This window comes from Devosia sp. (genome assembly GCF_041917035.1).
Classification (GTDB): Bacteria; Pseudomonadota; Alphaproteobacteria; order Rhizobiales; family Devosiaceae; genus Devosia_A.
Window position 1 is genome coordinate 1 of record NZ_JAYRYM010000037.1, and the last position, 22,408, is coordinate 22,408.

17 protein-coding genes and 1 pseudogene are annotated in these 22,408 nt (G+C 69.1%); 8 read left to right on the forward strand and 10 right to left on the reverse strand.

All coding sequences use genetic code 11. The annotated features are described in order from the left end of the window. The first annotated feature begins 1 nt into the window (after position 1). The 7 genes from ACE3TU_RS06345 to moaA are packed head-to-tail and all read left to right on the forward strand — an operon-like array spanning position 2 to position 8,616. The gene (locus ACE3TU_RS06345) at positions 2 to 3,130 is read left to right on the forward strand and encodes a nitrate reductase subunit alpha (protein WP_374621707.1); all 3,129 of its coding nucleotides are present in this window, start codon (positions 2 to 4) and stop codon (positions 3,128 to 3,130) included. Further along, on the forward strand, positions 3,127 to 4,665 hold the full coding sequence (gene narH / locus ACE3TU_RS06350; protein ID WP_374621710.1) for a nitrate reductase subunit beta: 1,539 nt from the start codon (positions 3,127 to 3,129) through the stop codon (positions 4,663 to 4,665). The genes ACE3TU_RS06345 and narH overlap by 4 nt, the downstream gene beginning before the upstream one ends. Beyond that, complete coding sequence (gene narJ, locus ACE3TU_RS06355; RefSeq protein WP_374621751.1) at positions 4,665 to 5,378, forward strand: nitrate reductase molybdenum cofactor assembly chaperone; 714 nt, start codon at positions 4,665 to 4,667, stop codon at positions 5,376 to 5,378. The genes narH and narJ overlap by 1 nt, the downstream gene beginning before the upstream one ends. A gap of 1 nt (position 5,379) precedes the next feature. Further along, positions 5,380 to 6,078, forward strand: a complete 699-nt coding sequence (gene narI / locus ACE3TU_RS06360; RefSeq protein WP_374621712.1) for a respiratory nitrate reductase subunit gamma — start codon at positions 5,380 to 5,382, stop codon at positions 6,076 to 6,078. 7 nt (positions 6,079 to 6,085) lie between these two features. Next, positions 6,086 to 6,991 carry a peptidylprolyl isomerase gene (locus ACE3TU_RS06365; protein ID WP_374621715.1) on the forward strand — a complete coding sequence of 302 codons (906 nt, stop codon included), beginning with the start codon at positions 6,086 to 6,088 and terminating at the stop codon, positions 6,989 to 6,991. A 3-nt stretch (positions 6,992 to 6,994) separates the two neighbouring features. After that, positions 6,995 to 7,618, forward strand: a complete 624-nt coding sequence (locus ACE3TU_RS06370; RefSeq protein ID WP_374621717.1) for a carbonic anhydrase — start codon at positions 6,995 to 6,997, stop codon at positions 7,616 to 7,618. After that, positions 7,615 to 8,616: a GTP 3',8-cyclase MoaA gene (gene moaA / locus ACE3TU_RS06375; protein ID WP_374621720.1), complete on the forward strand. Its 1,002-nt coding sequence runs from the start codon at positions 7,615 to 7,617 to the stop codon at positions 8,614 to 8,616. Before ACE3TU_RS06370 ends, moaA begins: the two co-directional genes overlap by 4 nt. 11 nt (positions 8,617 to 8,627) lie before the next feature. On the opposite strand, the gene ACE3TU_RS06380 is transcribed toward moaA, so the two are convergent. The 4 genes from ACE3TU_RS06380 to ACE3TU_RS06395 all read right to left on the reverse strand — a co-directional run bounded on the left by ACE3TU_RS06380 (position 8,628) and on the right by ACE3TU_RS06395 (position 13,515). Continuing rightward, a complete protein-coding gene (locus ACE3TU_RS06380) occupies positions 8,628 to 9,335 on the reverse strand; it encodes a TfuA-like protein (RefSeq protein ID WP_374621723.1) in 708 nt (235 codons plus the stop codon). After that, positions 9,332 to 10,537 carry a YcaO-like family protein gene (locus ACE3TU_RS06385; protein WP_374621726.1) on the reverse strand — a complete coding sequence of 402 codons (1,206 nt, stop codon included), beginning with the start codon at positions 10,535 to 10,537 and terminating at the stop codon, positions 9,332 to 9,334. Before ACE3TU_RS06385 ends, ACE3TU_RS06380 begins: the two co-directional genes overlap by 4 nt. A 410-nt stretch (positions 10,538 to 10,947) precedes the next feature. Continuing rightward, positions 10,948 to 12,108 (reverse strand): tetratricopeptide repeat protein, encoded by a 1,161-nt coding sequence (locus tag ACE3TU_RS06390; RefSeq protein WP_374621728.1) that lies wholly within the window; start codon positions 12,106 to 12,108, stop codon positions 10,948 to 10,950. A gap of 198 nt (positions 12,109 to 12,306) precedes the next feature. Beyond that, the gene (locus ACE3TU_RS06395; RefSeq protein WP_374621730.1) at positions 12,307 to 13,515 is read right to left on the reverse strand and encodes an ROK family transcriptional regulator; all 1,209 of its coding nucleotides are present in this window, start codon (positions 13,513 to 13,515) and stop codon (positions 12,307 to 12,309) included. Between the two features lie 148 nt (positions 13,516 to 13,663). Between ACE3TU_RS06395 and ACE3TU_RS06400 the strand changes: the two genes are divergently transcribed. Further along, complete coding sequence (locus ACE3TU_RS06400) at positions 13,664 to 14,665, forward strand: bile acid:sodium symporter family protein (protein WP_374621733.1); 1,002 nt, start codon at positions 13,664 to 13,666, stop codon at positions 14,663 to 14,665. Between the two features lie 51 nt (positions 14,666 to 14,716). Here ACE3TU_RS06400 and ACE3TU_RS06405 read toward each other — a convergent pair whose 3' ends face one another. The 6 genes and pseudogenes from ACE3TU_RS06405 to ACE3TU_RS06430 all read right to left on the reverse strand — a co-directional run. Then, positions 14,717 to 16,825: a beta-galactosidase gene (locus ACE3TU_RS06405; RefSeq protein ID WP_374621736.1), complete on the reverse strand. Its 2,109-nt coding sequence runs from the start codon at positions 16,823 to 16,825 to the stop codon at positions 14,717 to 14,719. 79 nt (positions 16,826 to 16,904) lie between these two features. Next, positions 16,905 to 17,681 carry a hydroxypyruvate isomerase gene (hyi, locus tag ACE3TU_RS06410; RefSeq protein WP_374621738.1) on the reverse strand — a complete coding sequence of 259 codons (777 nt, stop codon included), beginning with the start codon at positions 17,679 to 17,681 and terminating at the stop codon, positions 16,905 to 16,907. 13 nt (positions 17,682 to 17,694) lie between these two features. Next, positions 17,695 to 19,425, reverse strand: a complete 1,731-nt coding sequence (locus ACE3TU_RS06415; RefSeq protein ID WP_374621741.1) for an ABC transporter ATP-binding protein — start codon at positions 19,423 to 19,425, stop codon at positions 17,695 to 17,697. 10 nt (positions 19,426 to 19,435) lie between these two features. Next, on the reverse strand, positions 19,436 to 20,611 hold the full coding sequence (locus ACE3TU_RS06420; RefSeq protein WP_374621745.1) for an ABC transporter permease: 1,176 nt from the start codon (positions 20,609 to 20,611) through the stop codon (positions 19,436 to 19,438). Then, positions 20,611 to 21,597, reverse strand: coding sequence for an ABC transporter permease (locus ACE3TU_RS06425; protein WP_374621748.1), 987 nt, complete (start codon positions 21,595 to 21,597; stop codon positions 20,611 to 20,613). Before ACE3TU_RS06425 ends, ACE3TU_RS06420 begins: the two co-directional genes overlap by 1 nt. A gap of 7 nt (positions 21,598 to 21,604) precedes the next feature. Beyond that, positions 21,605 to 22,408, reverse strand: a pseudogene (locus ACE3TU_RS06430) (hypothetical protein); the annotation flags it as partial.

Sequence of the window (22,408 nt, forward strand, 5' to 3'; positions counted from 1 at the left end):
CCTGTCGCTGATGGGCGGCGTCTGCATGTCGTTCTACGACTGGTACTGCGACCTGCCGCCGGCCTCGCCGATGACCTGGGGCGAGCAGACCGACGTGCCGGAATCGGCCGACTGGTACAATGCCGGCTTCCTGATGCTGTGGGGCTCCAATGTTCCGCAGACGCGCACGCCGGATGCGCATTTCTACACCGAAGCCCGCTACCGGGGTGCCAAGTCGGTGGTTGTCTCGCCCGACTACTCCGAGGCGGCCAAGTTCGCCGATCTGTGGCTGCACCCCAGGCAGGGCACCGACGCCGCCCTCGCCATGGCCATGGGCCACGTCATCCTGCGCGAGTTCCACCTCGATCGGCAGGCCGAGTATTTCGAGGACTACTGCCGGCGCTATACCGACATGCCCATGCTGGTGCGCCTGGTCGAGCAGGACGGCCGGCTGGTGCCGGAGCGCTTGCTCCGCGCCGCCGATTTCGCCGGCGGGCTGGGCGAGGACAAGCACGCCGAGTGGAAGACCGTCGCCATCGACACCGGTTCGGGCCGCATCGTCGTGCCGCAGGGCACCGTCGGGCACCGCTGGGACGGCGGCGGCAAGTGGAACCTCGAGCAGAAGGACGGGTCCGGCGCGGCGGTCGATCTGAAGCTGTCGCTGGTGCTTGAGGAGGATCGCGACACGGTGGCCGCCGTGGCCTTCCCGTATTTCGGCAATCGCGAGCACGATCACTTCGAAGGCACCGACCATGCCAGTGTCCTGATTCGTTCGGTTCCGGCCAAACGCGTGCAGCTGGTCGACGGCGAGGCGCTCGTCGCCACCGTTTTCGACCTGCTCGCCGCCAATTACGGGCTCGATCGCGGCCTCGGCGGCGACAATGTCGCGCGGGACTACGACGCCGATATCCCCTACACCCCGGCCTGGGCCGAGGCGGTCACCGGAGTGCCGCGCGCGCAGATCATCTCGGTGGCGCGCGAGTTCGCTTCGAATGCCGAAAAGACCGAAGGCCGCTCCATGGTGATCGTCGGGGCCGGCCTCAACCACTGGTACCACATGGACATGAACTACCGGGGGATCATCAATCTCCTGGTGATGTGCGGCTGCGTCGGCAAGTCCGGCGGCGGCTGGAGTCACTATGTCGGCCAGGAAAAGCTGCGGCCGCAGACCGGCTGGCTGCCGCTCGCCTTCGGCCTCGACTGGGGGCGCCCGCCGCGGCAGATGAACTCGACCTCGTTCTTCTACGCCCACACCGACCAGTGGCGCTACGAAACCCTCGACGTCTCCGAAATCCTCTCGCCCACGGCCCCGGCGGGCGACTGGAACGCCAGCCTGATCGACTACAATATCCGCGCCGAGCGCATGGGCTGGCTGCCCTCGGCGCCCCAGCTGCAGGCCAATCCGCTCGATATCGCCGCCCGCGCGGCACGGGCCGGTCAGGAGCCGAAGGACTATGTCGCCGCCGCGCTCAAGTCCGGCGGGCTCAAGCTCAGTTGCGAGGATCCGGACCATCCCGACAACTGGCCGCGCAACCTGTTCGTCTGGCGCTCCAACCTGCTCGGCTCGTCGGGCAAGGGGCACGAGTATTTCCTCAAGCACCTGCTCGGCACCACGCACGGCGTGATGGGCAAGGATCTCGGCGCCGAAGGCCGCCGCAAGTCGCGCGAGGCCGCCTGGCACGACGAGGCGCCCGAGGGCAAGCTCGACCTGCTGGTCACCCTCGACTTCCGCATGTCGACCACCTGCGTCTACTCCGACATCGTCCTGCCCACCGCCACCTGGTACGAGAAGAACGACCTCAACACCTCCGACATGCATCCCTTCATCCACCCGCTCTCGAGCGCGGCGGATCCGGCCTGGGAGGCGCGCAGCGACTGGGACATCTTCAAGGGCCTCGCCAGGTCCTTCTCGGCCGTCGCGCCCGAGGTGCTGGGGGTGGAAAAGGACGTGGTGCTGGTCCCCATCCAGCACGACACCGCCGGCGAAATGGCCCAGCCGTTCGACGTCAAGGACTGGAAGACCGGCGCCATCGACCCGATTCCCGGCAAGACCATGCCGGCCGTGGCGGTGGTCGAGCGCGACTATCCCAACCTCTACCGGCGCTTCACCGCGCTGGGCCCGCTGCTGCACAAGCTGGGCAATGGCGGCAAGGGCATCGGCTGGAACACCGAGCACGAGGTGCACGCCCTGGGCGAGCTCAACGGCCGCGTCACCGAGGACGGCCCGACCCGCGGGCTGCCGCGCATCGAGACCGATATCGATGCCACCGAAGTGGTGCTGATGCTGGCGCCCGAGACCAATGGCGAGGTGGCGGTCAAGGCCTGGCAGGCCCTGGAGAAGGCCACCGGGCGCGCGCACGCGCACCTGGCGCTCGCCAAGCAGGACGAGAAGATCCGCTTCCGCGACATCGTCGCGCAGCCGCGCAAGATCATCTCCTCGCCCACCTGGTCGGGCATCGAGAGCGAGAAGGTCTGCTACAATGCCGGCTACACCAACGTGCACGAGCTGATCCCCTGGCGCACGCTCACCGGCCGGCAGCAGCTCTACCAGGACCACCTGTGGATGCGGGCCTTCGGCGAGGCGCTCTGCCTGTACCGGCCGCCGATCGACACCAAGACGATCAATCCGGTGATCGACAGCAAGCCCAACGGCAACCGGCAGGTGGTGCTGAACTTCATCACGCCGCACCAGAAGTGGGGCATCCACTCCACCTACTCCGACAACCTCCTGATGCTGACCCTCAATCGCGGCGGACCGGTCGTCTGGCTGTCCGAGGTCGACGCGGCAAAGGCGGATATCGTCGATAACGACTGGGTCGAGGCCTATAATTCGAACGGCGCCCTCGTCGCCAGGGCGGTGGTGTCGCAGCGCATGAAGGAGGGAACCCTCTTCATGTACCACGCGCAGGAAAAGATCGTGAACACGCCCGGCTCGGAGATGACCGGCAACCGCGGCGGCATCCACAACTCGGTGACGCGCGCCATCATCAAGCCGACCCACATGATCGGCGGCTACGTGCAGCAGGCCTACGGCTTCAACTACTACGGCACCGTCGGCTCCAACCGCGACGAGTTCGTCATCGTGCGCAAGCTCGACAAGGTGGACTGGCTCGAACGTCCCTTAAGCGACAAGCTGGAGGCCGCAGAATGAAGATCCGCGCTCAGATCGGCATGGTGCTCAACCTCGACAAGTGCATCGGCTGCCACACCTGCTCGGTGACCTGCAAGAACGTCTGGACCAATCGCGAGGGCGTCGAATACGCCTGGTTCAACAATGTCGAGACCAAGCCCGGCATCGGCTATCCCAAGCAATGGGAGAACCAGAACAAGTGGAACGGCGGCTGGGTGCGCAAGCCCAACGGCAAGGTCGAGCCCAGGATCGGCGCGCGCTGGCGGGTGCTCGCCAAGATCTTCGCCAATCCCGACCTGCCCGAGATCGACGACTACTACGAGCCCTTCGATTTCGACTACGCGCACCTGCAGAACGCCGGCGAACTCGAGGCCTTTCCCACCGCCCGGCCGCGCTCGAAGATCTCGGGCGAGCGCATCGAGAAGATCGAGTGGGGTCCCAACTGGGAGGAAATCCTCGGCGGGGAGTTCGAGAAGCGCCGCAAGGACGTGAACTTCGAGGGCGTCGAGGCCGAGATCTACGGCCAGTTCGAGAACACCTTCATGATGTACCTACCGCGGCTGTGCGAACACTGCCTGAATCCGGCCTGCGTCGCCTCCTGCCCTTCGGGCGCCATCTACAAGCGCGAGGAAGACGGCATCGTCCTCATCGACCAGGAGAAGTGCCGCGGCTGGCGCATGTGCATCTCGGGGTGCCCGTACAAGAAGATCTACTACAACTGGTCGTCCGGCAAATCCGAGAAGTGCACCTTCTGCTATCCGCGCGTCGAGGCCGGCCAGCCGACGGTCTGCTCAGAGACCTGCGTCGGCCGCATCCGCTACCTCGGCGTGCTGCTCTACGACGCCGACCGCATCGCCGAAGCCGCCGCCACCACGGACGAGAAGGACCTCTACGAGGCCCAGCTCAAGGTCTTCCTCGATCCCGATGACCCGGAGGTCATCGCCCAGGCGCGCCGGGACGGCATTCCCGAGGCCTGGCTCGAGGGGGCCCGGAACTCGCCGGTCTACAAGATGGCGATGGAGTGGAAGGTCGCCTTCCCGCTGCACCCCGAATACCGCACGCTGCCCATGGTCTGGTACGTGCCGCCGCTATCGCCGCTGCAGCACGCCGCCGCCTCGGGCAAGATCGGGGTGGACAGCGACAACATGCCCGACGTGCGCTCGCTGCGCATCCCGGTGCGCTATCTCGCCAACCTGCTCACCGGTGGCAACGAAGAGCCGGTGGCGCGAGCCCTCGAGCGCATGCTGGCGATGCGCGGCTACATGCGATCGAAGTCCGTCGACGGCGTCATCGACGCCGCGATGGCCAGCCGTGTCGGCCTCACGCCGCAGCAGGTCGAGGACATGTACCAGCTGATGGCCATCGCCAACTACGAGGACCGTTTCGTCATCCCCACCAGCCACCGCGAGCTGACCGAGGACGCCTATGACGAGCGCGGCTCCTGCGGCTTCAGCTTCGGCAATGGCTGCTCGGGTGGCACCTCGTCACCCGATCTGTTCGGCGCCAGGCGGACGAGGCCGCAGACCCCAGTCGATCTGATGAAGGCAGGTGAATGATGGCCAACGCGCTGAAGATCCTCTCCGTGCTGCTCTCCTACCCCTCGGCCGACCTCGGCGCCGCGCTGCCTGAGATCGAGGCGGCCATCGCGGCGGACACGCGGCTCGCCGCCGACGACCGGGCACGCCTTGCCGCGCTTGCCGCCGATATCGCCGGGCGCGATACCTATGACGCCCAGGAACGCTACGTCAGCCTGTTCGATCGCACCCGCACGCTGTCGCTGCACCTGTTCGAGCATGTGCATGGCGAAAGCCGCGACCGCGGCCAGGCGATGGTCGACCTGGCGCAAATGTACGAGCGGCAGGGCTTCGACATCGAACCGGGCGAGATGCCGGACTACCTGCCGCTCTTTCTCGAGTACCTGTCGACCCAGTCCGACCGGGAGGTGCACGAGCTGCTCGGCCAGACCCTGCACATCGTCGCCAACCTGAGAACCCGTCTGCTCAAGCGCGGCAGCATCTATGCCAACGCCCTGCTGGTGCTCGAGGCCCTCGCCCAGGCCGCGCCCGAACAGGTGGCGCTGGACGAGCTGCTCGAGGTGCCCGACCACGACCCCGACGATCTCGAGGCCCTCGACCTCGTCTGGCAGTCGGAGGCCGTGACCTTCGGCGGCGGGGCGGGCGAGCAGGCCTGCGGGCCCGACCGCCTGCGGATGCAGGTGCGGGCAGCGCGCCGGCCGCCGCCGCAGTCCGCTGCCCAGAAAGGATCATGAGATGGCCGGGTTCATCAACACGCTGCTCTTCGGCGTCTATCCCTATGTCGCCCTCGTCGTGCTCGCCGTCGGCACCGTCATCCGCTACGACCGCGAACCCTACACCTGGCGCTCCGGTTCGAGCCAGCTGCTGCGCCGGCGCCAGCTGATGTGGGGCTCGGTCCTCTTCCACGCCGGCGTGCTGCTGATCTTTGCCGGGCACCTCGTCGGCCTGCTGACCCCGCTCGCCATCTGGGAATGGCTGGGAGTGACGCACGGCGCCAAGCAGCTCATCGCCATCGTCCTCGGCGGCGTCGCCGGAGCGATGGGCATCGTCGGGGCGAGCCTGCTGCTGCACCGGCGTTTCTTCGATGCCCGCGTGCGGCGCAGCTCGAGCGTCACCGACAATCTCATCATCCTGATCCTGTGGCTGCAGCTGGCGCTCGGGCTCGCCACCATCCGCGTCTCGATGCAGCACCTCGACGGCGAGGAAATGGTGAAGTTCATGCGCTGGGCGCAGGGCATCTTCACCTTCGATCCGGCTGCCGCGGGCTACGTCGCCGAGGCCGACCTGGTCTTCAAGCTGCACATCACGCTGGGCCTGACGATCTTCGTCCTGTTCCCCTTCTCCCGGCTCGTCCACATGCTGAGCGCGCCGGTCCGCTACCTGTGGCGGCCGGGCTACCAGGTGGTTCGCAGCAAGCGCAATCCCGCCGAGTGAGGTGATGATGTCCCAGCCCCTTATCCAGTTCGGTGCGCCGGCCGCGGGCCCCGCCAATCCCGCCCTTCCCGGCACGCGGGTCAGGCTGCCCTCCCCGCCGCGGGCCGCCGCCTCCGCCATAGCGGTCGACGGCGTCGCCATCCCGCATGCCGCGATCAGCGCCGAGGCGCAGCAGCATCCGGCGGCCTCCCCGTCCGAGGCCTTCCTTGAGGCCGCCGAGGCCCTGGTGGTGCGCCAGCTGCTGCTGGCCGAGGCGGCCCGGCTGGGCCTCGCCGCCGTGGCGCTGCCCGACGATCGGGGCCGGCTCGAAACCGATGAGGATGCGCTGGTGCGCACCCTGCTCGAGAGCGAGGTCGGCACGCCGGAGGCAAGCGAGGCCGAGTGCCTCAGGTACTACCGGGCCAATCCGGGCCGCTTCGCCACCCCGCCCATGTGGGAGGCGCACCACATCCTCCTGCCGGTTCCTGCCGGGGCCGACGCGCAGCAGCAGGGAGCGGCCGGCGAACGGGCCCGCCGGCTCATCGCCGAGCTGACCGATACGCCCGACCGCTTCGCCGAGCTCGCCCGCCTCAACTCGGCCTGTCCGTCGCGCCATGTCGGCGGCTCGCTGGGCCAGCTCACGCCCGGCTCCACCGTGGCCGAATTCGAGGCCGCCCTGGACGGCCTGGCCGAAGGCGAGATCTCGGCCGAGCCGGTTCGTTCGCGCTACGGCTTCCACGTCATCCGGCTCGATCGGCGCATCGCCGGCCGTCGACTGCCGTTCGAGCAGGTGCGCGAGCGCATCGCCGTCCACCTCGAGGCGGCCAGCTGGAGTCGCGGCGTCGCCCAGCTGATCGGCCAGCTGGCCGAACGCGCCCAGATCGTCGGCATCGTCCTGCGGGGCGCGCCGCACCTGTCGGGTGGCCGGAGGTGAGTGGTGCTCTCTGACCTGCTGCAGAACAACCGGCGCTGGAGCGAGGGCAGGCGGCGGGACGATCCGGACTATTTCGGCCGCCTCGCGGCCCTGCAGCGTCCGGAGTACCTGTGGATCGGCTGCTCCGACAGCCGGGTCCCGGCCAATGTCATCACCGGCCTCGAGCCCGGGGAGGTGTTCGTCCACCGCAACATCGCCAACCTCGTGCACCGCGGCGATCTGAACCTGCTCTCCGTGCTGGAATTCGCCGTCGACATACTCGAGGTCCGCCACGTCATCGTGTGCGGACATCACGGGTGTGGCGGCGTGCGGGCGGCGATGGAGCCGCATCGGCACGGGGTGATCGACCACTGGCTGCAGCCGATCCGCGACATCGCCGACAACGCCGAGGCCGAGTTGCGCCACCTGGCGACCGGCGAGGCGCGCAACGACCGGCTCTGCGAGCTCTCCGTCCGCTCGCAGGTGACCAACCTGGCGCGCACCCCGATCCTGCGCGATGCCTGGGCGCGCGGCGCCGACCTGCGGCTGCACGGCTGGGTCTACGGCCTGAGCGACGGCCTGCTGCACGATCTGCACTGCGACGTCGACTCGCTCCTCGCGGCGGATGCTCGGAGGCCGGTCGCATGAGTCCCGTCCCGGCGCTGGTCGATGGCTTCGGCCGGCGGGTCACCTATCTGCGCCTCTCGGTCACCGACCGGTGCGACCTGCGCTGCACCTACTGCATGCCCGAGCACATGGCCTTCGCCGCCGCTCGCGATCGGCTCGGCGTCGATGATCTCTACACCATCGCCGGCGCGTTCATCGCCGGCGGCATACGCAAGGTCCGGCTCACCGGCGGCGAGCCGCTGGTCCGCAAGGACCTGCCGGCGCTGCTCGAGCGCTTCGCCGGCAACCTGCAACGCGGCGAGCTCGACGAACTCGTCGTCTCGACCAACGGCTCGCGCCTGGCGCAGCTGGCAGGAACGCTGGTCGGCAGCGGCGTGCGGCGGGTCAACGTCTCGCTCGATACGCTCGACCCCGGCCAGTACCGCGAGATCACCCGCGGCGGCGCGCTGGCCGACGTCCTCGGCGGCATCGATGCGGCGCTCGCCGCGGGGCTGAAGATCAGGCTCAACACCGTGGCCCTGCGCGGCGTCGTGGAGGGCCAGATCGATGCGCTGCTGCGCTACGCGCACGGGCGCGGCATGGCCCTCGCCCTGATCGAGACCATGCCGCTCGGCGATACCGGGGTGTCGCGCCTCGGCCAGTACCTGCCGCTCGACGCGTTCCGGCGCCAGCTCGAAACGCGCTGGACGCTGACGGCGTCACCGGCGCGCAGCGGCGGGCCGGCGAGCTACGTCGAGGTCGGCGAAACCGGCGGCCTGCTGGGCTTCATCACGCCGCTCTCGTGCAATTTCTGCGCGGCCTGCAATCGCGTCCGCGTCGGCAGCGACGGCCGGCTCTACACCTGCATGGGTCACGAGGGCTCGGTCGACCTGCGCCCGGCGCTGGGCGTCGGCGGCGCGGCGCTCGATGCCGCCATTCGCGGTGCCCTGCGACACAAGCCGGAGCGGCACGGCTTCCGCGTCGCCGCCACCGGGCTTGCCGGCGGCATCGGCCGGCACATGTCGGTCCTGGGCGGCTGACCGGCTCCGCGTCAGGCCGCCTGCCGCGCCCGCTCCAGAGCCGGAAGCACGTCGGTGGTGAACAATGTCGCCGGCAGGCCGATATCGGCGGGCCGTCCGCGCGTCTGCGGACACTGGCGCAGCGCCTCGATCAGCTGCAGCGCGTCGCGGGCCTTGCTGTCCACCCGATGCAGCCGGTAGGCGGTGCGCGCCGCGCTGTCTGCGCCGGCGAACAGCGCCTCGACCGTCCGATCCCGGAAGTTGAGATGCTGCGCTCGGAGGACGAGCCGGCCGTGTTCGGCCGCATCGACGAGGCCGAGCGCCAGGAGGTGATCGAGCGTTGCCGCCACCGTCACCAGCGGCTCGGTGAGCGGCGGATAACCCAGCTCGGCCGGCCCGTGGCACAGGGCCACCGCGGCGTCGTCGTCGAGCGCGCCGCTCAGGTAGGCGAGCGCGATGGCGCCGATCGGCCGCATCCCGAAGGCCGCGCACTCGGCGGCGCGAAGCGCCCCCATCGACGACGATCCCAGCAGGTTGACGCCGCTCGCCAGCGCGTAGAGGATTTCCTTGTGCCAGGGCGCCGCCACCGCGTCGAAGTAGCCGTCCACCAGTCCGATCGCCGCCGCGCCTTCGAGGACGGCGTCGGCAATGTCGCCCAGCCGCGCCGGCGGCCGCAGCGTGATGCCGTCGAGGTCGGGGGTGAGGCCGCTGAGCGTCGGCCCGGCGAACAGGATCTTCATGTCGCGAGCACCTGCAGGGCGCGCCCGCCCGGGCGCCAGTTGGCGTTGGTTTCGCGATCCTCGAGCTCTGCCGAGAGGGCGCGCAGTACCGAGAATCCGTGGGTGTCCACGTCGCCCAGTTCGACCCAGGCGATGGCCATACTCTCCTGCAGGCGCTCGGCCAGCGCCGAAAGCATTCGCGGCAGCGGCGTGCCGGCCGCCAGCCACGCCGGGGCCGATGCCCGCCCCCGGCCGCGCTCGGCGAGGAAGCGGACCGTCTCGTCGGCCGCCATCTCGTACTCCTCGGGCAGGAAGTCGTCGCGCCCGCCGGCAATGTTGGTGATCCGCGTCTGCGCCGCCTCCGTGATGGCGCGCACGATGGCGCGGCTGCCCACCGGGTGCGCGCCATAGCCGGCCGCCATGTCGAAGGCGCGGGCGGCGCCGCCGCCGTTCTCGACGATCAGCGCCATCACGCTCGGTACCCCGAGGTCGGTGGTCTGGTCGAACAGCCGAAGCTCCAGCCCGGCCGCCGCGATGCGCGCGCCGAGGTCGCGCACCGTTTCGTCGGCCACGTCCTCGATGGTGAACTCGGTGGCGAGTCGCGCCGGATCGGTGAGCAGCGACCACAGCGAGGTGGCGTCGCGTTCGACCAGTTCGCAGATGGCGTGGAACAGCGCTTCCTCTCTGCAATTGCCCGACGCGAGGCCGTTGGTGCTGCGCCCGATGGCCGGCAGGTCCGGTGCGTCGCCCCCGATGCTGACCGCGTCGCGCGGGATCCAGATCGGCGTTCCGGACGGCCAGCTGCGGCCCTCGAGCCAGTGGATCGGCCGGTCCGACGAAAGCGGCGTGTCAGGTGGCAGCAGCCGCTCGGGGTCGAAATAGGCTTCGCCCCGCGCCGACAGCTCTGCCGGGGCGGCGTGGTGCGTGTGCGGCCGGGCACGCTCGGCCACCGCGAACTCGATGGCCTCCATCAGCGCCGAGGCCTGCGCGGCCGCGTCATCGATGCCCTTGCCCTGGCTGGTGCTCAGCGTGGTTGCCGCCGGCCGGATCGCCGAGTAGCAGGGGATGCCGATGCGGTCGAGCCCGGTCTGGCGGGCCAGCCGGGTGATGCCATAGGCGGAACATGACGCCCGCAGGCGTTCGACCGTTCGTGCGGCCTCTACCCGTCGTTCGCCATGTTCGTGCCAGGTCTCGAGGGTTTGGTGCCCGTAGCCGCGCACCATGCCCCCCGCTAGTGCCGGAAGAACTTGCGGCTGGAGATGTTCGGCATCGGCGGCAGCGCGCGGGTAGCGGCCGGGCCGGTCTTGGACGCAGTCGTGGTCTGCAGTTTGGCGGTAGTGTTCATGGGGACCTCCTGAGAACCACAGGAGACCGCATATCCACTAAGAACTCGTTAATATCCGGCGCGGAGCGAGATCAGAAAAGTTGCAGACTCTCCCCGGCTCGGTCGCGCGACAGCAACGACGGCCGGGAGCGAGATAAGTAGAGGTTGCGGACTTTTCCCGAAGAGTCTCCGCGACAGCAACGGGCACCCGGCGCCGGGCGGCTATTTGGCGATACCCAGTCCGGCTGGCAGCGTGTCGCGGAAAAGCAGGGACGGTGTTCCACTTCCAGGCCGCGACCGATGGCGGCCTCAGGAGAACCCGGCCATCCTGAGGGCCCGCAGATAGTGCGCGGTGTCGCTCTGGTTCGGTTCGGGATACAGGCTCGTCCACTTCGATACCGTGAAGCTCGGATCGCGCTTGAGCGCCAGGTCGCGATAGCGCCGGGCGTCGTCCGCGTCGCCGTTCATGGCCGCCGAGGCCGCCAGCAGGCGCAGCGCCAGGCCCGGCGATCGCATCGCTGTCAGCCGGTCGATCGCCTCCTGGTAGCGCTCCCGGAAGAAGCTCACGGCGCCGCCGATCCAGTAATAGTCGTCCGGTGCCAGCGGGTTGAGCGCCAGCGCCCGCGTGATCAGGGTCTCGGCCTCGACATGCCGCGACATGTGGGTCAGCACGTCGGCCTGGTCGACGAGGAGGTCGGCATGGTTGGGCGCCAGCTCCAGCGCCGCATCGAAATGCGCCAGGGCCGATGCCAGGTCGTGCTGGTAGAGCGCGGCATGGCCGATCTCCCTCAGGCTCGAGCTGTCCAGCGGATCATAGCGATGGCCGCGTTCGGCCAGATGCGTCGCCTCCTTGAGAAGCGCGCGGTCGGCGCTGCCGCGTTCCAGCCACTCGAGCGTCTTGGTGCGCGCCAGTTCGCTCAGCGCCGGCACGAAGTCGGGCGCCAGCTGGATCGAACGCGCCAGCGATTTCTGCGCCAGCTGCAGCGAGGGCAGGTCGGTACGGTCTCCCCGGCGCATCGCCAGCAGGTAGTGGACATAGGCCGAGGCCGCACCGGTGCGCCGGTACCGCAAGAGTTCCTCGCGGGCGATCCGGCCGCAGATCCGGTCCACCACCACCGAACTCAGGCCCTGGTGCAGTCCGATCATGTTGCCGGTCCGCAGCTCCATCTCGCCCTGGTGAAGGCTCTCGCCCGTGCGGGCGTCGCCGATATCGATGCGCAGCAGCGAGAACGGCAGCGGTGCGTCGCGACCGACGAGACTGATCCGCACCACATAGTCGAACGGGATGGCCTGCTCGGCCACGGCGCTGTCGCGCAGCTGCTGCGCCGTGAAGGGCGCGACGACGTCATAGAGGCGGCTGCGGCACAGCGACAGCGTCACGTCGGCAATCAGCGAGCGCGACAGCTCGCAGTCGCGCGGATCGATGACCGGCCCGAACTCCGTCGGTGGCAACAGCAGCAGTCGCGGCACCGCGGACGCTGTCCCCGGCTTACGTGACGCCGGACCAGATGCAGCGATGCGGTGTTTTGCGGTACCCAAGAACTATGCTTTCGACGGAGGACTGTTCATTCGTGACGATACTGTAGCGCTCCGCCGCAAATGTCAAAAGTGCTTTCTCAGGACTTTGAACGGGCGCGTCGCGGGCCTCCCGGCGGGCGCGAGGCCTGCTCACGCGGCCGGGAAATGCTCGCGGTCGCCGGAGAAATAGCTGCGGAACAGCAGCAGCAGCGCCGCTCCCTTGGCGGCGGCGGCCATCCCTTGTTCCCCGGCGATGACCAGCGGGCGGCGGTCCGGCAGGGCCGGCATCAGCTCGAGGTGCCGGCGCACCGCCTCGATGTAGCGCATCACGATCGGGCGGGGCATGAGACCGTCGACCACCGCGAGGTTGGAGCCGATGACCGCCGCCGTATTGGCGATCGCCTTGGCCAGCGCATGGCCGGCCTCGTCGAGCCAGTCGTCGAGCACCGGCCCCATGCCGTCCCAGTCCCAGGTGGCGGGATCGGGGGAGGCGGGCGGCCTGCCGGCGGCCTCGAGCTGCTTCTGCAGCGCGTAGAGCCCCGCCACCGAATGGACGAAGCGCTGCTCGCCGCCGTGCGTCGTGGTGACCATCAGTCCGAGGTCCGCGGCCTCGCCGGTGTGTCCTTCCCACAGGCGTCCGTCGCCGACGATGCCGGCCGGGATGAACGTGCTGACGAGAAAGAACGCAAAGGTACCGGGGCGCGGCTTCGGCATGGCGGCCAGTTCGCCCCAGCAGGCCGCATTGCCGTCATTGTAGAACGTGGTCCGGTATCCCGATGCGGCCTCGAGCCGCTCGCGCACATCCACGCCCACCCACCGAGCGGCGTCTTCGGGACGGCCGCCGAGCGCCTCGACCTGCAGGGCGAGGCCGGAGGGTCCCGCGAGGCCGAGGCCGATGACGCGCTCCCGCGAGGCCTCGGGCAGTGCGCCCACCAGCCGCCCTATCGCCGCGGTGATGGCATCGAACAGCGTCGTGGCGTCGGGAAAGGCGTAGGTCCAGCGTACCTCGCCGACGACCTTGCCGGCAATGTTGACGAGCTGGACCGAGCAGTGTCGCCAGCCCAGTTCGCAGCCGAGCGCGAAGGCACCCTCGGGGGCGAGGAAGATCGGTGTCGCGGGCTGCCCCCGGGCGCCGCGGCGGACCTCGCCGCGCTTGAGCAGGCCACGGCTCTCGAGGTCGACGAGGATCTTGCCCACCGTCTGCGGCGCCAGCTGCGCTTCCCGCGAAATCTCGGCCGCCGACAGCCCCGGCTGCAGGGCGACCAGCGACAATGCCGCGCGTTCGTTACTGATGCGGACCAGCGAGGTATCGGCCGCCGCCGCCGTCCTGAACCGTCCGGCATTGATGGGTGAAGACAATTCCGCTCCGCAAGGTTTGCCACTGGCAGTACTGCATGAGCCGCCGCCGCGGCGCAAGCGGATCGGGCCGGTCGTCCGGTCCGGCCATTGACCGCGACCGGGCAAACCGCCCAAAGTGATCGCCCCGATCGTCCGGCACGTCCACTCCATGTCTCCGCCCGCCATCTTCCAGCGACTGCGCCGTTTCGGCATCGACGGCTATCTCCTGCTGCTCTTCGTCATGGTGCTGCTCGGCTCGGTGCTGCCGGCCTCAGGGGTGTTCGCCGATGTCGTGCGCATCGCCTCGCTGCTGGCGGTCGGCCTGCTGTTCTTCCTCTACGGCGCCCGCCTCGATACGGCGGCCGTGGTGGCCGGCCTCGCCAACTGGCGGCTGCAGGGTCTGGTGCTGGCCACCACCTACCTGGCCTTTCCCGTCGCGGCGCTGCTGGTCGCGCTGGCTCTGGGTCCCTGGCTCGATCCCCATATCGGCATGGGCCTGTTGTTCCTCGGCGCGCTGCCCTCGACGGTGCAGTCGTCCATCGCCTTCACCGCCCTGGCCCGCGGCAATGTCCCGGCCGCCCTCTGCGCCGCCTCGATCTCCAACCTGCTCGGTGTCGTCCTCACCCCGGCGCTCTGTGCCGTGCTGCTCAATTCCCAGGGCGGCATCAATCCGGGCGCGATCGGCGGCGTCGCGCTGCAGATTCTCCTGCCCTTCGTCCTCGGCCAGCTGGCCCGCCCCTGGATCGGCGACTGGGTCCGGCGCCATCGCCGCTTCACCCTGTCGGTCGATCGCGGCTCCATCCTCCTGATCGTCTACTCCGCCTTCAGCGCCGGCATGGTGTCCGGCGTCTGGAGCCAGGTGGACGGGCTGTCGCTGGCGCTCATTTGCGCCGTCGTCACCGTCATGCTGGCGGTCGTGCTGTTTGCGACCACCGCGGTCGGGCGGCTGGTCGGGCTGCCCGCTGCCGACCGGCTGGCCCTCTTGTTCTGCGGCTCGACCAAGAGTCTGGCGAGCGGCGTGCCGATGGCCGCCATCCTGTTCGCCGGCCAGCCGGTCAGCCTGATCATCCTGCCGATCATGCTCTATCACCAGCTGCAACTGATCGTCTGCGCCGTGATCGCCCAGCGCCACGCGGCGCTGGCCGAGGAGACGGAGGCGACCGCGGCCTGAGGCGCGCGGAAGGAACGGCGGTCGGCCGCCGCCGTTCGACAACGCCTCGGTTCAGGCCAGCCGCAGCACCAGCACGTCGCGCGGCGGCACCGTCGCCATATCCTCGGCCGCGTCGGCGTCGGCGCCGGCCCAGAATGCCGCGCCCAGCCGGGCCGGGCGCCCGTCGATCGTCACCGAGACCCGCCGCCGCTCGCGCGTCGGGTTGAGCAGCCACAGCACCCGCCCCGCCATCCCCTCGTGCAGGCGGGCCTGCACCAGGTTGTCGCTGACCGCCACCTGTTGCGTGCGCCCGGTCCAGGCGAAGACCTCGGCGAAGTAGCGCCGGTTGTCGGCAGACGAGGTGCGGAAGTAGCCCGCGCCCGGGTGCGTTCCGACCAGCAGCGTGCGTCCGGCCCCGAAGCGGTTCTCGACGATGGCGATGCGTCCGTCCTCGAAGCGGCCGCGCTCGCGCCCGGTGGTCGGTTGATAGGCCTGCAGGAAGCCGCCGCCGGCGAGCGGCCGTCCGTCGAGGCTGAGCCGGATGCGGTCGGCAATGTCGGGCATGAACTCGACGTCCACTTCGCGCGCCCCGAACACCGCGTCGAGCCCATTGTTGGGCTGCACCGTTCCGACCTTGCCGCGATCGCCGAAATAGCCCGGCGTCGCCTCGCTGATCAGCTTGCCGCCGCGCTCCACCCAGTCCGCCAGCGCCCGGGCATGGGCTGCGGTCAGCATGATCGGGTAGGGCGCGTAGAGCGCATCATAACCTGATATATCGTCGATATCCACCCAGTCGGCCTGCAGGCCATTGTCGAACAGGCCGCGATAGGCCCCCCACATCGCCTCGCGATAGGTCTCGGGCCGGTGATGGGCGTTGAGCAGGTGGTCCCAGGCCTGCGCCTCGGGGATGACCAACAGGCCGATATCGCCCCTCACCGGCCGCGCCGCGAACAGCTCGCGCTGCTCCGGCGCATTGGCCCATTTGGCGATCCGGCTCTGCATCTCCGATCGCGGCGTACGCGATCCATCCATGCCGTAGGCGCCGAAGGCGCCGAACAGCGGCCCGTCGAGCAGCGGGCGGTAGCGCAGGTTGAGGATGCCGGTGGCGCCGGCCGCGAACGAGGTCATGGTGAGGGTGCGGATGTCCTCGGGCTCCATTACCCGGCCGTCCTCCTTGTCGCGCCCGAGCACCTGCGGCTGCAGCCAGAGCGGCCCGCCGGGGCGCTCGGCGTGCCACCACGGCTTGCCGCGCGCGGCGGCGCGGGTCAGGTCGGGCCCGAAGAAGTTCTGCCAGGGCTTGAAGCCGCGGCGCGACGGCACCCAGGTCAGCCCGTAGAGCTCGACCTTGTCGGCGGCCAGCCAGTCGTCCGAACCGTTCGCCGCCATGTTGGGAATGGCGCCGCCGACCCCGTGCGCGGCAATCAGGCAGTCCGGGTCGATCGCCCGGATGGTGTCGATCTTGAACTGCATCTGTCCGTAATAGTTCTGCCGCTTGAACTCGAGCCAGTCGAGGTTCTCGGGGTAGGCCGCGACTTCGACGGGCGGCTCGATGTCGTCCCACTCGGCATAGGAATAGCGGTACCAGGCCTCGGCCAGCGCCTCGAGCGTGCCGTACTTCGCCTGCAGCCACAGCCGGAAGTCGGCCTTCATCCAGCTCGAATAATCGACATCGGCGGCGTAGTTGACCTCGTTCCACACATCGTAGCCGAGCAGTGCCGGATGGCCCTTGTAGCGGCCGGCGAGGGCCGAAAGGAAGGCGCCGACCGCCGCTTTCACCTCGGGGCAGTTCATGCTGAGCGCGCCGGCGCCGCCGCCATTGTTGGCAAAGCCGCCGGTCGCCGCGCTCACCCCCATGTTGGAGGTCAGCGGACGTCCGTCGGCCCGCACCTGCCGCGCATCGGCGAAGGCCCGATAGGCCCAGTCGGGCACGGTGTGGGTCAGTTCGGCGATGATCGTCTTGATGCCGTGCTCGGCCGCGAGGTCCATTTGCCGGTCGAAGTCGGCCCAGTCGTAGACGCCGGGCCGGCGCTCGATCGCCGACCACATGAACCAGTGCCGGAAGACGTTGAGCCCGTCGGCGGCGGCCACGCCATAGTCGCGCGCCCAGTCCTCCCGCGGCGGGTTGGACTTGCGGAAATACACGGCCCCGAACGGGATCTGCGGGAGCTTGTCGATGGGCATGCGGACTATCCTTTGCGGCAATGGCGGGTCGTGCGGCGGCAGGCGCCGTCACGAGGGGGCGGGGGCCGCAACGCAGCTCTCACCCATGGTGCCGCATCCAGCCCAGCCCGGCGCTGGTCCCGGCCTTCGGCCGGTACTCGCAGCCGATCCAGCCGTCGTAGCCGAGCCGGTCGATCTCGCTCAGCACGAAGCCGTAGTTGATCTCGCCGGTGCCCGGCTCGTTGCGGCCGGGATTGTCGGCGATCTGGATATGGCCGATGCGGTCCCTCAGCCGCGCATAGGTCGGCACCAGGTCCCCCTGCATCACCTGGGTGTGGTAGATGTCGTACTGGATGAACAGATTGCTCGAGCCCACCGCCGCGAGCAGCCGTTCGGCATGGTGCGTGGTGGAAACGAAGAAGCCCGGGATGTCGCGCGTGTTGATCGGCTCGACGAGCAGCTTCACCCCGGCTGCCGCGAGGCGCGGCGCGGCATAGGCGAGGTTGGCCACCAGCGTTGCCTCCAGCACCTCCTCCGCCACGCCCTGCGGCGCGATGCCGGCGAGGCAGTTGACCTTGCGGCAGCCGAGTGCCGTCGCATAGGCGATCGCCGTGTCGATGCCGGCCCTGAACTCCTCGGTCCGGTCCGGCAGGCAGCCGATGCCCCGCTCGCCGCCGTCCCAGTTGCCGGCCGGCAGGTTGAACAGCGCCTGCTCGAGGCCATGCGTCGCGAGCAGGGCGGCAATCTCGGCAGCCGGGGCGCCATAGGGCGAGACGTATTCGACGGCCCGGAAGCCGTCGCGCGCCGCTGCGGCGAAACGCTCGAGGAACGGTACCTCGGTATAGAGGAAGGAAAGGTTGGCGGAGAATTTCAGCACGTCGATGGGCTCCTCAGGCAACGAAGCGGGTGCGGTGCAGCATCCGCTTGTGGCGCGGGTCGGGATTGGGCACGGCCGAGATCAGGCTCTGGGTGTAGGGCTGTTGCGGCGCCGTGCAGATCTGCTCGGCATCGCCCAGTTCCACCAGCCGGCCGCGGTGCATCACCGCGATGCGGTCGCAGAAATAGCGCACCACCGAGATGTCGTGCGAGATGAACAGGAAGCTCAGGTTCAGCCGCTTCTGGATATCGAGCAGCAGGTCGAGGATCTGCGCCCGGATCGACACATCGAGCGCCGCCGTCGCCTCGTCGGCGATGATGATCTTCGGATCGAGCGCCAGTGCCCGCGCGATGCCGATGCGCTGCCGCTGCCCGCCCGAAAAGGCGTGCGGATAGCGCTCCATGGCGAGCGGGTCGAGCCCCACCAGGGCGAGCAGTTCGCCCACCCGCCTCTCCAGCGCCGCGCCGCGCGCGAGGCCGCTCACCTGCAGCGGCTCGCCGATGATCTGCCTGACCGTCATGCGCGGGTTGAGCGAGGAAAAGGGATCCTGGAACACCAGCCGCACGTCGCGGTGAAAGGCCTTGAGCTGCCGCTGGCCGAGCGCGGTGACCTCCATCGGCGCCGCGCCGCCGAAATACTCGACCTTGCCGCCCGACGGCTCGACGGTCCTCAGGATCAGCCGGCCCAACGTCGTCTTGCCCGAGCCGCTCTCGCCGACGATGCCGAGGGTCTCGCCCGGATAAAGGTCGAAGCTCACGTCGTCGACCGCCTTGATTGCGTGCCGCGCGCCGCCCAGCCAGCCCGTCGAGGCGCCGTAGACCTTGGAGAGGTTGCGCACCGTCAGCAACGGCGTCCCGTCGCCGGCTACGGGGGTCGTGCGGCTGAGCGCCCGGCGGCTCGCCTCAAGCTTCACCGTCGAGGCGAGCAGCGCCTGCGTATAGGGATGCCGGGCATCGTGAAAGATGTCGTCGACATCGCCGCTCTCGACGATCCGGCCGAAGCGCATCACCGCCACTTCGTCGGCGACTTCCGCGACGATCCCCATGTCGTGGGTGATCAGCAGCATGGCCATGCCGCGGCTCACCTGCAGCCGCTTGATCAGGTCGAGGATTTCGGCCTGGGTGGTGACGTCGAGCGCCGTGGTCGGCTCGTCGGCGATGAGAATCTCGGGGTCGGCGGCGAGCGCCATGGCGATCATGGCGCGCTGGCGCATGCCGCCCGAGAACTCGAAGGTGTAGCGGTCGATCATCTTGTCGGGATCGGGGATCTCGACCTGGCGCAGCAGCTCGATGGTCTCGGCCCGCGCCTGCTTCTTGGTCATCCGGCGATGCAGCAGCAGTGCCTCGACGATCTGGCTGCCGATGGTATGCACCGGCGAAAGCGAGCTCATCGGCTCCTGGAAGACCAGCCCGATGCGCCCGCCGCGGATCTTCAGCAGCTCCGGGCTCCGCTCCGGCAATTGCGCGATGTCGATCTCGCCACCCGCGCCGGCGAGGAGGATACGGCCGCCGGCGATGGCGCCGTTCCTGTCGATGATCCTGAGCAGCGCCCGCGCCGTCACCGACTTGCCCGAGCCGCTTTCGCCCACGAGGCAGAGCGTCCGGCCGCGCCTCAGCTCGAAGCTCACCTCGCGCGCCGCGTGCAGGATTTGGTTGCGCAGCCGGAAGTCGAGGCTCAGGCCCTCGACCTTGAGCACCACCTCGGCATTTCCTTCGCCCCTCGGCGCGGCCCGGTCGATCTCCATCCGCATCGCCTCAGCTCTCGTAGGGGTCGGCCGCGTCGCGCAGGCCGTCGCCGAGGAAATTGTAGGCGAGCACGGTCAGCACCACCGCACCCGCCGGCCAGATCAGCAGCCAGGAGGCAGTCGCGATTGTGCGCACGTTCTGCGCGTCCTGCAGCAGCACGCCCCAGCTGACGATCGGCGCCTTGAGTCCGATGCCGAGGAAACTCAGCGCCGTCTCGGCCACGATCATGGTGGGCAGCGCCAGGGTGACCACCGCGAGGATGTGACTGGTCAAGGAGGGGAGGATGTGCCGGAAGATCAGCCGGCGCTCGCTCGACCCGTCCAGCCTCGCGGCGGTGACGAAGTCTTCGCTGCGCAGGGCGAAGAACCGGCCGCGCACTTCGCGGGCGAGACCGGTCCAGCCGAACAGCGAGACGATGAGGGTGATGACGAAGTAGACGGTCAGCGGCGACCAGGTCAGCGGGATCGCCGCGGCCAGGCCCAGCCAGAGCGGAATGGTCGGCATCGACGAGATCACCTCGATGACGCGCTGAATCACCATGTCCACGCCGCCGCCGTAGAAGCCCGAGAGCGAGCCGAGCACGACACCGAGGCAGAGGCTGATGGCGACGCCGATCAGCCCGATCGACATCGACACCCGCGTGCCGTGGATCAGCCGGCTGAGCAGGTCGCGGCCGAGCTTGTCGGTGCCCAGCAGGTACATCGTGTCTGTCTTCTTCAGCGGTCCGATCAGGTGCACGTCCAGCTCGAACAGTCCCCACAGCTTGTAGGCCGCGCCGCGCACGAACAGCCCGATCGGCACCACCTTGGCCTCGTCGATGCTGTAGGTGCGCCTCAGCGAGGCCTGGTCGACGCTCATCGTGTAGCCGGTGACATGCGGCTCGAACTTCTGCGATCCGTCCGGCTGCGTGGTGAACAGCCGGATTTCCTGCGGCGGCGCATAGGTGAACTGCGGCTTCGATGCCTCGGGCAGGGCCGGCGCCAGGACCTCGGCAAAGAGCCCGATCAGGTAGAGGGCGAGGATCACGAGGCCGGCGCCGACGGCCACCTTGTTGCGCCCGAACCTGAGCCGGATCAGCGTCCATTGCCCGGCGGCGGCGGTTTCGATCCGGCCGCCGCGCGTGGGCAGCGCCGTCACCGCCGGGGCGGTCTCGGCGACCCCCTCGAGAAAGCTGTGCTGCGCCATCAGGTGAACCTTATCCGCGGGTCGAGCAGCGCCAGCAGCAGGTCCGAGATCAGCATCCCGACCAGCGTCAGCACGCCCATCAGCAGGATGAAGCTGCCGGCGAGATACATGTCCTGGCTGATCAGCGCCCGCAGCAGCAGCGGCCCGGCCGTCGGCAGGTTGAGCACGATGGCGGTGATGGTGACGCCGGAGATCAGTTCGGGCAGGACCCAGCCGATGGCCGAGACGAACGGGTTGAGCGCGATGCGCACCGGGTATTTCAGCACGGCGCGATGCTCGGGCAGGCCCTTGGCCCTCGCCGTCACCACATAGGGCTTGTTGAGCTCGTCGCTGAGATTGGCCCTGAGGATGCGGATCAGCGCCGCCGTGCCGTTGGTGCCGATGACCACGATCGGGATCCACAGGTGCGCCAACAGGTCGACGAGCTTGTCCCAGCTCCACGGCGCATCGATATGTTCGGGCGAGAACAGCCCGCCGACGCTCTGCCCCAGGAAGCGGTAGCTCACATACATCAGCGTCAGGGCGAGGATGAAGTTCGGCACAGCCAGCCCGAGAAAGCCGAGCAGGGTAAAGGCGTAATCGCCCACCGAGTGCCGGCGCATCGCCGAATAGATGCCGATCGGCAGCGACACCGCCCAGACGAACAGCAGCGACGCCACCGAGATGGCGAGCGTCGAACCCATGCGCTCCCAGATCAGTTCCGCCACCGGCCGGTTCCATTCGAACGAGTAGCCGAAATCGCCGCGCGTCAGGATGCCGGTGATCCACTTGAGGTATTGCAGCCAGGCCGGGTCGTCGAAGCCATAGGCCCGCCGCAGCGCCTCGATCTGCGCCGGATCGAAGTTCTGGCCGCTGTCCGACATCGAGGCGATCATCGAGGACACGTAGTCCCCCGGCGGCAGCTGGATGATCAGGAAGGCAATGATCGACATCCCGACGAGGGTCGGGATCATGTAGACCAGCCGCTTGATCACATAGCCGAGCATGGTGCGGTCAGGCCCAGCTGAAGTGCACGGCTTCGAGCGTCGTGATGCCGGGAACGGTGATCGTCGCGCGGCCGTCGCGGATGGCAGCCACCACCTGCTCGTCGGAGACCAAGAGGCGCGCGCCTGCAAGCCGCTTTCCGTCCGGCACGGCGACCGAAACCGTCTGCGGTCCGATCGGGTAGACCTCGCGGATCGGCCCCTTCATCATCATCGGGTTGGTCAGGTTGTCGAGCACCAGGGCCAGTCCCCCGTCATTGTGCCGCACGGCGATGTCGAGCACGCCGCGACCTTCGACCTCGACGTCGGCCCGCTTGCCGAGCGCCCAGCGCACCGCATTGGCGATCAGCCGGCCGTGATCGGCCGCCAGCACTTCCCAGAAGATGGCGCCGATATTCCATGGGAAATACACCGTGCGACCGCCGCCCGCGTGCTCGCGCGCCACCACGGCCGCGCCCCGCGGCGCGGCGCGCGGATAGACCTCCTCCATCGGCAGGTCGGGGAAGTCCGGCACGAACAGGAATGGCGCGACGGTGTCGGGCGCCGCCTCGACCGCCAGCAGCCGGGTGCCGCCGATGATCCGCGCCGCCCCCTCGTAGCCCGCCGAGATCGGGTGGCCGCCATTGATCGATATATAGGTGTTCTTGACCGGGCCGCGCGTCGGGGCGGTCTGCCGCACCCCGAGCAGCGGCCCCAGCCCCAGTCCGCCGCGCGGCCGGTTGTCCTCGGTGCGCGTCGAGGTCTCGAACGCCGCAACGAGCGCGCCGCCCTGCGCCACATAGGCCTCGAGCAGGCCGATCTGGGCGTCCGACAG